The sequence below is a fragment of the Roseateles sp. genome (assembly GCF_047654785.1).
Lineage (GTDB): Bacteria > Pseudomonadota > Gammaproteobacteria > Burkholderiales > Burkholderiaceae_C > Pelomonas.
Window position 1 is genome coordinate 1,293,321 of the sequence record NZ_JASGKQ010000003.1, and the last position, 10,293, is coordinate 1,303,613.

Consider the following 10,293-nt stretch of genomic DNA (forward strand, 5'->3'; position numbering starts at 1 on the left):
TGGGGTGGGACGGGTTCAGCGCGCGACTTCGGGCAGCCAGCCGCGCAAGGCCGCAAGGGTAGCAGCCGGGTCTTCCTCCTGCGGCACATGGCCGAGCTGCGGGAACACCACCAGCCGGCTGCCCGGCAGCGCCTGGTGGAAGGCCTGGGCCCAGCGCGGCGGGATGAGGCGGTCGCGGCCGCCCCACAGGATCAGCGTGGGCACCCGGATCTCGCCCAGCCGCGCCACCGGCCCGGGCGCGAGCTGGTCCAGGCGTCGCATCAGCGCGGCGCGGTTGCCCTCGCGCAGCGCCAGCTCGTAGTAGCGGTCCACCAGCGCGGCGTCGACGCGGCCGGGGTCGCCGTAGACGCTGCGCACGCCGTCCTCGACGGCGCGGCGCGGCAGCACCCAGCGCAGGCCCTCGCGCAGCACCGGCAGGCGCGCGAGCCGCCAGACCAGCGGCACGGCCTCGGCCTCGGGCTCGGCCTGGTGGCCCGCGGCGTCCACCAGCACCAGCCCGGCCACGCGCGCCGGGTCGGCCAGCGCCAGCTGCCAGGCGATGCCGCCGCCCAGCGAGTTGCCCGCGACGATGGCCCGGCCCACGCCCAGCCGCGCCAGCAGCGCGCGCACGAAGGCGACGTAGCGGACATCGCGGTAGTCGCCGTCGGCGCTCGGCCCGGTCAGGCCGAAGCCCGGCAGGTCGAAGCTGATGACGCGGCGCGTGCGCGCCAGCTCGCCGGCCCAGCCCTCCCAGGTGTGCAGGCTGGCGCTGGTGCCGTGGATCAGCACCAGCGGCAGCGGGTCGCTGGCCGGACCCTGGTCGCGGACATGCACCAGCTGGCCGTCCAGCTCCAGGAAGTCCGACGGCGGCGGCGCCCAGCGCGGCAGCAGGCTGTCCAGCGGGCGGTCCGGCGCCTTGCCGGCGGCGAAGGCCAGCGCGGCCAGCATCAGCAGCAGGCCGGCGGCGCGCAGCACCGTGTCGCCGAAGCTCATGGCGGCCCCCTTCGCCCCGGCGGGATGCGGGCCGGGTTCATGCCACTTAGGGTCACGCGGCGGGGCTCAGGTCCGGCGCCAGCGCCTCGCGCTCGTCGAACACGAAGCAGTTGCCGCGGTAGTGCCGGCCATCGGTGTCCTCGAAGTACTTCAGGATGCCGCCGTCCAGCTGCCAGGCCCGCAGGCCCGCGGCTTCCAGCACCATCGCCGCCTTCTCGCAGCGGATGCCGCCGGTGCAGTAGCTCACCACGGTCTTGCCGGCCAGTTCGGCCCGGTGCGCCTCCAGCGCGGCGGGGAAGTCGCTGAACCGGCGCAGCCGCCAGTCGACGGCGCCGGCGAAGGCGCCGTGGTCCACCTCGAAGCCGTTGCGCGTGTCCAGCATGACGAGCTCGCGGCCCTCGTCGTCATGCCCCTGGTCCAGCCAGCGGGCCAGCGTGGCGGGCGCCAGGGCCGGCGCGCGGGGCGCCTGGTCGGGCCGCACGGCGGGGCGGTTCATGCGGATGATCTCGGGCTTGACCTTGACCTTCAGCCGCCGGAAGGGCTGGGTGGCGCTCCAGCTTTCCTTGGGCGCCAGCGCCTGCAGCCGGGCGTCGGCGCGCAGTTCGGCGACCCAGGCGCGCACCGCGTCCGCCGGGCCGGCCAGGAACAGGTTGATGCCTTCCCCGGCGATCAGCACCGTGCCCTTCAGGTCGAGCGCCTCGGCCCGGGCGTGCAGCCGGTCGCGCAGCGCCGCCGGGTCGGCCAGCGGCACGAACAGGTAGCAGGAGATGTTGAGGATGGGGCCGGGCTGCATGAGGGCGCGGATTATCGCGTCCGCAGGGCGGCACGCCGGGTGCCGCGCGCGGCCGTCGGTTATCCTGCGCCGCCATGCCGCTGATCCTCGTCGTCGACGACCAACCGAGCAACATCCACGCGCTGTACCAGCTCCTGGTGGACGAATGCGAGGTGTCGCTGGCCACCAGCGGCGCGGAGGCGCTGGCCTTCTGCGCCGAGCAGCTGCCCGACCTGATCCTGCTCGACGTGCTGATGCCCGGCATGAGCGGCTACGAGGTCTGCGACCGGCTCAAGGCCGACCCGCGCACCCGCGGCATCCCCGTCATCTTCGTCACCGTGCAGGGCGGTGCCGACGACGAGGCCGAGGGCTTCGCGCACGGCGCGGTGGACTACATCCCCAAGCCCTTCGTGGACGTCGTCGTGAAGGCGCGGGTGCGCACGCAGCTGGCGCTCAAGCTCGCCTCCGAGAGCTTCGCGCGCTCGCAGATCGAGCTGTTCCAGCGCGACCGGCTGGCCTCGGTGGGGCGCACGATCTCGGGCATCGCGCAGGAGCTGTCCTCGCCGCTGGGCAACGCGCTGATCTCCGCCTGCACGCTGCAGGACGACCTGGCGCACCTGAGCGCGCAGTCGCAGGCCGGCGCGCTGCGGCGCAGCGACCTGGAGCGGCACCTGCGCGTCAGCGAGGAGAGCGTGGCGCTGGTGCTGTCCAACCTGCAGCGCACGCTGTCCATCGTCGACACCTTCCTGCAGTCCACCGCCGACAACTTCGGCGACCAGCGCCGCAGCTTCTCGCTGCTCGAACTGGTGCACGAGGTGGTGGCCGGCCTGGCCGGCGCGCTGGAGGCGCACCAGGTGCGCTGCGAGCTGGATGCCGGCGACGACCTGCACCTGCTGAGCTTCCGCGGCGCGCTCGGCAAGGTGCTGACGACGCTGATCCAGAACGCCGTCAAGCACGCCTACCGCGAGGCCGGCGGCGAGGTGCACATCCGCGTGCGGCCGCTGGGCGCGGACCAGCTCGTCATCACCGTGCAGGACCACGGCGTGGGCATCGCGCCGGGCATGCTGGGCCGGGTGTTCGACCCCTTCTTCTCCACCCGCTTCGGCCCGCACCGCAGCGAGCCCGGGCTGTACATCGTGCGCAACCTCGTCACCTTCGCGCTCGGCGGCGACATCCAGGTCGAGTCCACGCCCGGCCTGGGCACGACGGTGCGGCTGACGCTGCCGATGATCTCGCCCGAGGCGCGCCGCGCGGCGCGCTAGCTCATGCAAGCCCCGGCCGGCGCCGCCGCGCCGCCCGCCCCGGCGGCGGCCGGCGGGCCGGCGCGCGGGGCCTGGCGCATCGGCCCGGCGCTGCTGCTGGGCTTCGTGCTGCTGTCCATGCTGCCGCTGGGCGCCGTGGGGCTGTGGCAGCTCGGCAGCTTCGAACGCAGCCTGCGCGCGAGCGTGGCCGACGGGCTGGCGGCCGTGGCGGGCAAGAAGGTCGACGAGATCGGCGCCTACCTCGACGACGTGCGGCTGGACGCGCAGCTCGCGGCGCAGGCCGGCGACACGCGCGCGCTGCTGGCCGGGCCGCGCGACGGCGCGGGCCCGCCGCCGCCGGCCGCCAGCCGCGCGTTCTACGAGCGGCTGGGCGGCACCGGCAAATACCTGAACCTGCTGCTGGTGCGGCCGGACGGCCGCATCGGCTTCGCGCTGCGGCCGCTGCCGGCGGGCGCCGGACTGGACGGAGGCGCCTTCGCCGGCGCGGGCCTGCCGGACGCGCACCGCCGCGCGCTCGGCCGGCCGGCCGCGCCGGCCGTGCTGGTGGCGGGCCGGCAGCCGCTGTCGCTGTTCGTCGTGCATGCGGTGGCCGATGGCGAGCGGGTGCTGGGCAGCGTCATGCTGCAGCTGGACCCGCAGCAGCTGCTGCGCATGGCCAGCGGCCGGCCGGGCCTGCTGCGGACCGGCGAGATCGCGCTGGCGCGGCACGAGGGCGGCCGCGCGGTGCTCGTCAACGCCACCCGGCGCGCGCCGGCGGGGGCGCCGGCCGACGGCTCGCCCGCGCTGCGCGGCCTGCGCGGCGAGCGCGGCAGCGGGCCGGCGGCGGACGGCGGCGTGGCGCTGCTGTCGGCCTGGCAGCCGTTGCCGGAACTGGGCTGGGGGCTGGCCGTCAGCGTCGATGCCGACGAGGCCTTCGCGCCGGTCCGCGCGCTGCGCGACCGGCTGCTGCTGGCGCTGGTCTTCGCGCTGCTGCTGTCGCTCGGGCTGGCGCTGCTGCTGGGCCGCCGGCTGGTGCGGCCGGTGCGGGCGCTCGCCCGCGCGGTCGCGCGCATCGCCGACGGCAAGCTGGAGGAGCGGGCGCCGGAACGCGGCTTCGCCGAGTTCCGCGCGCTGGCGCGCGGCTTCAACCGGATGACGGAGCAGTTGGTCGTCGAGAAGCAGCAGCTGGAGGCGCGCGTGGCGCAGCGCACGCAGGCGCTGCACGACAGCGAGCAGCGCTTTCGCGGCGTGTTCGAGCGCGCGCAGGTGGGCATCGCGCTGTGCGACGCGCAGGGCCTGGTGCTGGACGTGAACCAGGCCCTGACCGCGATGCTGTGCCGCAGCGCCGACGAGCTGCGCGGCGGCCGGCTGGCCGACCTGCCGGACTTCCGCCCCGGCCGGCTGCCGGGCGGCGAGCTGGCGCGGCTGGCGGCGGGGCGGCTGGCGCATGTGCGCTTCGAGCGCGGCTTCGCGCTGCCGGGCGGCGGCGAGCTGTTCGTGGACGGCAGCGCCAGCGCCATCCGCGACCGGCGCGGCCGGCTGGTCAGCGTGGTGCAGATGCTGATCGACGTGACCGAGCGCCACCGCGCCGAGGTGGAGCTGGTGCGCGCCCGCGTCGCGGCCGAGGCGGCCAGCCAGGCCAAGAGCGACTTCCTGGCCAACATGAGCCACGAAATCCGCACGCCGATGAGCGGCGCGCTGGGCATGCTCAACCTGCTGCTGCGCACCGAGCTGACGCCGCGCCAGCACGACTACGCGGCCAAGGCCCACACGGCCGCGCAGGCGCTGCTGGGCGTCATCAACGACGTGCTGGACTTCTCCAAGGTCGAGGCCGGCAAGATGGAGCTGGACCCGCACCGCTTCGTGCTGAGCGACTTCATGCGCGAGCTGGCCGTCATCCTGTCGGCCAACGTCGGCGCGAAGGAGGTGGAGGTGCTGTTCCGGCTCGACCCGCGGCTGCCGGCGGCGCTGGTGGGCGACGCCACGCGGCTGCGCCAGGTGCTGCTGAACCTGGCCGGCAATGCGCTGAAGTTCACCGAGCGCGGCGAGGTGGTGCTGGCGCTGACGCTGCTGGGCGAGGCGCGCGGCGCCGCGCGCATCCGCTTCGAGGTGGCGGACACCGGCATCGGCATCCCGCCGGACAAGCTGGAGCACATCTTCACCGGCTTCAGCCAGGCCGAGCAGAGCACCTCGCGCCGCTACGGCGGCACCGGGCTGGGCCTGGCCATCAGCCGCCGGCTGGTCGCGCTGATGGGCGGCGAGCTGCGCGTGGACAGCCGGGTGGGCGAGGGCAGCCGCTTCCACTTCGAGCTGGCGCTGCCGGAGTCGCCCGCCGGGGACGCCGCGCCGGCCCCCGCGCGCCCGGGGCTGAAGGTGCTGATCGTCGACGACAACCCCATGGCCCGCGAGGTGCTGCAAGGCATCGGCGAGAGCCTGGGCTGGGACTGCGACCTGGCCGCCAGCGGCGAGCAGGCGCTGGCGATGGTGCACCTGGCCGCCGAACGCGGCGCGCCGCGCTACGGCCTGATCCTGATGGACTGGCGCATGCCGGGGCTGGACGGCTGGGAGACCTCGCGCCGCATCCGCGCCAGCCACGCGTCCGACGCGCCGGTCATCATCATGGTCACGGCCCACGGCCGCGAACTGCTGGCCGGGCGCAGCGAGCAGGAGGTCGCCAGCCTGGGCGGTTACCTGGTCAAGCCGGTCACCGCCTCCATGCTGCAGGACGCCGTGGCCGAGGCCACCGGCGCCGCGCCGCGCCGCCGCGCGCCGGGTGGCGAGCCGCGGCTGGCCGGCCTGCGGCTGCTGGTGGTCGAGGACAACGGCTTCAACCGGCAGGTGGCGCAGGAGCTGCTGGCCGGCGAGGGCGCCGCCGTCACGCTGGCCGGCGGCGGCGTCGAGGGCGTGCACCTGGCGCTGGCCGCCGAGCCGCCGTTCGACGCCATCCTGATGGACCTGCAGATGCCCGACCTCGACGGCTTCGAGGCCGCGCAGCGCATCCTCCAGCGGCGGCCCGCGAGCCGGATCATCGCGATGACCGCCAATGCGATGGACGCCGACCGCCAGGCCTGCCTGGCCGCCGGCATGTGCGACCACGTGGCCAAGCCGGTGGACCTGGCGCAGCTGGTGGCCAGCCTGCGCCGGCATGCCGGCCCGGCGGAGGCCGCCGCGGCCACCGCGGCCGGTGGCGATGGCGCGCCGCCACCGCTGCTGGACCGCGACGCCGCGCTGCGCCGGCTGGGCGGGCGCCAGACGCTGTACGACCGGCTGGCGGCGGCCTTCGTGCAGGACGCGCCGGCCGAGCTGGCCGCGCTGCGCCGCCATCTGCGCCAGGGCAGCGTGCCGGAGGCCGCCCGCGTGCTGCACACGCTGCGCGGGCTGGCCGGCGCGGTCGGCGCCCCGGCGCTGGCCGACCTGGCCGGGCGACAGGAGCAGGGCCTGCGCGCCGGGCCGCAAGCCGGCCGCGTGCAGGCCGTGGACGCGGACGCGCTGCAGCGCCTGCTGGACGAAACGCTGGCGGCGCTGCCGGCCGGGCCGGCGCCGGTCCCCGCCACGACGCCGGCCGCGCCGGCGCCGCCGGACCTGCTGCGCCAGCTCCGCCAGCTGCTGGCCGAACGCAATATGCGCGCCGTCGCGGTGTGCGAGCAGCTGGGCGCCCAGGTGGATGCGCTGGCGCCCGCGGCGCGGGAGGCGCTGGCCGCCGCCGTCGCGCGGCTGGACTTCGCCGGCGCGCTGACGGCCTGCGACGCGCTGCTGCGCCAGCTCGCCGAGCGCGAGAGCGGGCCGCCGCCGCGTTGACGCCGCCCATTGCCGGGGCCTGTCCCGGCCGTCGCCCGCGTGGGCATGCATACAATGAGAATCGTTCTCAATCAAGTGCCTTCCGCACCGAAACCGCCGCCATGTCCGTGCCGCCGCCCTCCAGCCTCGCCGCCGCCCCCGCCGGGCCGGTGCTGACCGTCCAGCAGGTCAGCGCGCCCGCGCATGCCCCGGAGTGGGGCATCTGGCTGTCCGACCTGGGCTTCCTGCCCGGCGAGCCGGTGCGGGTGCTGCGCCGCGGCGCGGCCGGCTCGGGCAACCTGGTGGTGCGGGTCGGCCAGTCGACCTTCGCGCTGCGCCATGCCGAGGCGGCGTGCATCGCCGTGACCCCCGCGCCGGAGCGGCGGCCGTCATGAAGCCCGCGCAAACCGGCGCCGCGGTCGTCCACGTCCACCGCGGCGGCAAGCTCGTCGCCCTGGTCGGCAACCCCAACTGCGGCAAGACCGCGCTCTTCAACGGCCTGACCGGCAGCCACCAGAAGGTGGCCAACTACGCGGGCGTGACCGTCGAGCGCAAGGAAGGCCGGCTGACCTCGGCCGCCGGCAAGGCGCTGCGCCTGCTGGACCTGCCGGGAACCTACAGCCTGCACCCGCGCTCGCCGGACGAGCGCGTGACCTGCGACGTGCTGGCCGGCCGCGCCACCGGCGAGAAGCGGCCCGACCTCGTCATCTGCGTGCTGGACGCCACCAACCTGCGCCGCAACCTGCGCCTGGTGCTGGCCGTGCGCCGGCTGGGGATGCCGGTGGTGGTGGCGCTGAACATGGCCGACCTGGCCGCCAGCCGCGGCCTGGTGGTGGACCCGGCGGCGCTCGCCGCGCAGCTGGGCGTGCCGGTGGTGCGCACCGTGGCCATCCGCAACGAAGGCCTGGACGAGCTGCGCGCCGTGCTGGACCGCCCCGAGGTCTGGGAGGCGCCCGCGGCGGCCACCGGCGGCGACGAGGACGACCACGTGGTGGTGCGGCGGCTGCTGACGGCCATGAAGCTTGACGACGAGCTGCCCACGCTGCCCAGCGACCGCGTCGACCGCGTGCTGCTGCACCCGGTGGCCGGCTCGGTCATCCTGGCCGTGCTGCTGTTCCTGCTGTTCCAGGCGGTGTTCACGTGGGCCGAGACGCCGATGGAGCTGATCGAGGGCGGCATGGGCTGGCTGGGCGAGCAGGTGGGCCGCTTCATCCCCGAGGGCTGGTTCCACAGCCTGATCGTCGACGGCATCATCGCCGGCGCCGGCGGGGTGCTGGTGTTCCTGCCGCAGATCCTGATCCTGTTCTTCTTCATCCTGGTGCTGGAGGAGTCGGGCTACCTGCCGCGCGCCGCGCTGCTGCTGGACCGGCTGATGGGCAGCGTCGGCCTGTCGGGGCGCAGCTTCATCCCGCTGCTGTCCAGCTTCGCCTGCGCAATTCCCGGCATCATGGCCACGCGCTCCATTTCCAACCCGCGCGACCGGCTGGTCACCATCATGATCGCGCCGCTGATGACCTGCTCGGCGCGCCTGCCGGTCTACGCGTTGCTGATCGGCGCCTTCATCCCCAACCGCCGGGTGGCGGGGCTGGAGCTGCAGGGGCTGGTGCTGTTCGGCCTGTACCTGGCCGGCATCCTGGGCGCGCTGCTGGTGGCCTGGGTGCTCAAGCGCTTCACGCGCGCCGGCCAGATGGTGCGGCCGCTGATGATGGAGCTGCCGGCCTACCACTGGCCGCACCCGCGCAACATCGCGCTGGGGCTGTGGCAGCGCGCGGTGATCTTCGTCAAGCGCGTCGGCGGCATCATCCTGACGCTGACGCTGGCGCTGTGGCTGCTGTCGAGCTTCCCGTCGCCGCCGGAGGGCGCCACCGGCGCGCCCATCCAGTACAGCATCGCCGGCTACCTGGGCGCCGGCCTGGCGACGATCTTCGCGCCCATCGGCTTCAACTGGCAGATCAGCCTGGCGCTGGTGCCCGGCCTGGCCGCCCGCGAGGTGGCGGTGAGCGCGCTGGGCACGGTCTACGCGCTGTCCGCCACCGGCGACGACGCGGCCGCCCAGGCGCTGACGCCGGTGATCGCGCAGACCTGGAGCCTGGCGACGGCGCTGTCGCTGCTGGCTTGGTACGTGTTCGCGCCGCAGTGCCTGGCCACGCTGGCCGCCGTGAAGCGCGAGACCGGCGGCCTGAAGATGCCGCTGATCATCGCCGGCTACCTGTTCGGCCTGGCCTACCTGGCCTCGTTCATCACCTACCGCGTGGCGCTCTACTTCGGCGCCTGAGCGGCGGCGTCCGGCGCCGGCCGCGTCGGCACGCTGGCGCTGCAGACGTCGATGTAGCCGGGGCTGTGCACGAACCAGCCGCCGCGGTGGCGGCGCGCGTCCAGCAGCCGCGCCCAGGTGGCGGACTCGGTCCGGAGCACCTGCAGCGTCGGCCGCTCGGCATCGGGCACGTCGGCCAGCAGGCGCACGCGCTGGATGGCGGTGCGCTGCTCGGGCTTGTCGTAGAAGCCCATCGCCGCCGTCCCGCGGGGCAGGGCGGACAGCAGCTCCATGCCCTTGAGCACGCGGCCGACGGCGGTGATGTTCAGGTCCAGCCCGCGCGGCGCCTGGCCGATGACGGCATACAGCTCGGCGCCGTTGCTGGAGTCCGGCGCATCGCTGCGGCCCGCGCCGACCACGCCGTAGCAGTGCGCCAGCCAGGCCTTGCCGGTCCTCGGGTCGGCGGCCACCGCGAAGCCGCCGGCGAAGCCGGTGCGCGGCGCCCAGCCTTCCACGTCGGGCAGCCGGGCGAAGCCGGCGGCCTGGCCGATGCTGTCCAGCGGCACCGAGAACTCGGCCGGCAGCCGGGGCGCCGCGCCGGCCGGCAGCGGCCGGGCCTTGGCGGCGTCCTCGCCGTCGGGGTCACCCCATTGGGTGACGAAGTTGTCCTGCACGCGCAGGATGGCCAGGCCGTCCCAGTAGCCGCCGCGCGCCAGCGCGCGGATGTTGGCGACATGGGCGGGCGCGAAACGCGGCGCCAGCTCGATGAGGACCTGACCCGACGCGAGTTCCATCAGCAGCGTGTTCTGCGGGTCCAGCCCGCGCCAGTCGGCGGCCGGGCTGGCCTGCAGCACCTCGGCCGCCGAGAGCAGCCTGGCGGGCTTGGGCGCCTGGGCGGCTTTCGATGCCTTGGCGGCTTGGGACGCCTTGGTCCTGGCGGCGCCGGGTGACGCGGCCAGCGCCGCCGCGGTGAGGCCGGCCAGGGCCAGCAGCAGGGGAATCTTCTTCATGGCGCGAGCTTAACGGCGGCGCCGACAACACCCGTTTGGCCGGGAGCCGTCCTGGGGTTTGTGCGTAGCCGCCGGCCGCCGCCCCAAACCCGACATCGGCACGCCCCCTGGATGAGGGGGTGAGGTCGCTCCGACCCATGACAGCCATCGCGTGCTTATTTGTGCTTGGAGGCAGAAGATCGTGCATCGGCATCCGCTCGTTTGCGGCCCGGGCGCGCGCATGTGCAAGCCCGGCCCGGCGGCTGCCGGCGGTCTGTGGAGACGGCG

General features: G+C 75.1%; 7 protein-coding genes. 4 read left to right on the top strand and 3 right to left on the bottom strand.

Annotated elements, in window-relative coordinates; all coding sequences use genetic code 11:
• Window positions 1-15 precede the first annotated feature (15 nt).
• Both QM788_RS15045 and QM788_RS15050 read right to left on the bottom strand, forming a co-directional pair.
• A complete protein-coding gene (locus QM788_RS15045; protein WP_415662271.1) occupies window positions 16-972 on the bottom strand; it encodes an alpha/beta fold hydrolase in 957 nt (318 codons plus the stop codon).
• Between the two features lie 52 nt (window positions 973-1,024).
• Window positions 1,025-1,765: a sulfurtransferase gene (locus QM788_RS15050; protein ID WP_415662272.1), complete on the bottom strand. Its 741-nt coding sequence runs from the start codon at window positions 1,763-1,765 to the stop codon at window positions 1,025-1,027.
• Window positions 1,766-1,839: 74 nt separating this feature from the next.
• Between QM788_RS15050 and QM788_RS15055 the strand changes: the two genes are divergently transcribed.
• The 4 genes from QM788_RS15055 (at window position 1,840) to feoB (ending at window position 9,037) form a co-directional block, all read left to right on the top strand.
• Complete coding sequence (locus tag QM788_RS15055; protein ID WP_415662273.1) at window positions 1,840-3,006, top strand: response regulator; 1,167 nt, start codon at window positions 1,840-1,842, stop codon at window positions 3,004-3,006.
• Window positions 3,007-3,009: 3 nt separating this feature from the next.
• Window positions 3,010-6,783 (top strand): response regulator, encoded by a 3,774-nt coding sequence (locus tag QM788_RS15060; protein WP_415662274.1) that lies wholly within the window; start codon window positions 3,010-3,012, stop codon window positions 6,781-6,783.
• Between the two features lie 101 nt (window positions 6,784-6,884).
• Window positions 6,885-7,157: a FeoA family protein gene (locus QM788_RS15065; RefSeq protein WP_415662275.1), complete on the top strand. Its 273-nt coding sequence runs from the start codon at window positions 6,885-6,887 to the stop codon at window positions 7,155-7,157.
• On the top strand, window positions 7,154-9,037 hold the full coding sequence (gene feoB / locus QM788_RS15070; RefSeq protein ID WP_415662276.1) for a ferrous iron transporter B: 1,884 nt from the start codon (window positions 7,154-7,156) through the stop codon (window positions 9,035-9,037). Before QM788_RS15065 ends, feoB begins: the two co-directional genes overlap by 4 nt.
• Here feoB and QM788_RS15075 read toward each other — a convergent pair.
• On the bottom strand, window positions 9,022-10,026 hold the full coding sequence (locus QM788_RS15075; RefSeq protein ID WP_415662277.1) for a peptidylprolyl isomerase: 1,005 nt from the start codon (window positions 10,024-10,026) through the stop codon (window positions 9,022-9,024). The genes feoB and QM788_RS15075 overlap by 16 nt on opposite strands.
• Window positions 10,027-10,293 lie beyond the last annotated feature (267 nt).

Excerpts from the sequence above, each read along its gene's own strand:
- QM788_RS15075 (WP_415662277.1), bottom strand. The coding sequence starts at position 10,026 with ATGAAGAAGATTCCCCTGCTGCTGGCCCTGGCCGGCCTCACCGCGGCG.
- feoB (WP_415662276.1), top strand. The coding sequence starts at position 7,154 with ATGAAGCCCGCGCAAACCGGCGCCGCGGTCGTCCACGTCCACCGCGGC.
- QM788_RS15065 (WP_415662275.1), top strand. The coding sequence starts at position 6,885 with ATGTCCGTGCCGCCGCCCTCCAGCCTCGCCGCCGCCCCCGCCGGGCCG.
- QM788_RS15050 (WP_415662272.1), bottom strand. The coding sequence starts at position 1,765 with ATGCAGCCCGGCCCCATCCTCAACATCTCCTGCTACCTGTTCGTGCCG.
- QM788_RS15060 (WP_415662274.1), top strand. The coding sequence starts at position 3,010 with ATGCAAGCCCCGGCCGGCGCCGCCGCGCCGCCCGCCCCGGCGGCGGCC.
- QM788_RS15045 (WP_415662271.1), bottom strand. The coding sequence starts at position 972 with ATGAGCTTCGGCGACACGGTGCTGCGCGCCGCCGGCCTGCTGCTGATG.
- QM788_RS15055 (WP_415662273.1), top strand. The coding sequence starts at position 1,840 with ATGCCGCTGATCCTCGTCGTCGACGACCAACCGAGCAACATCCACGCG.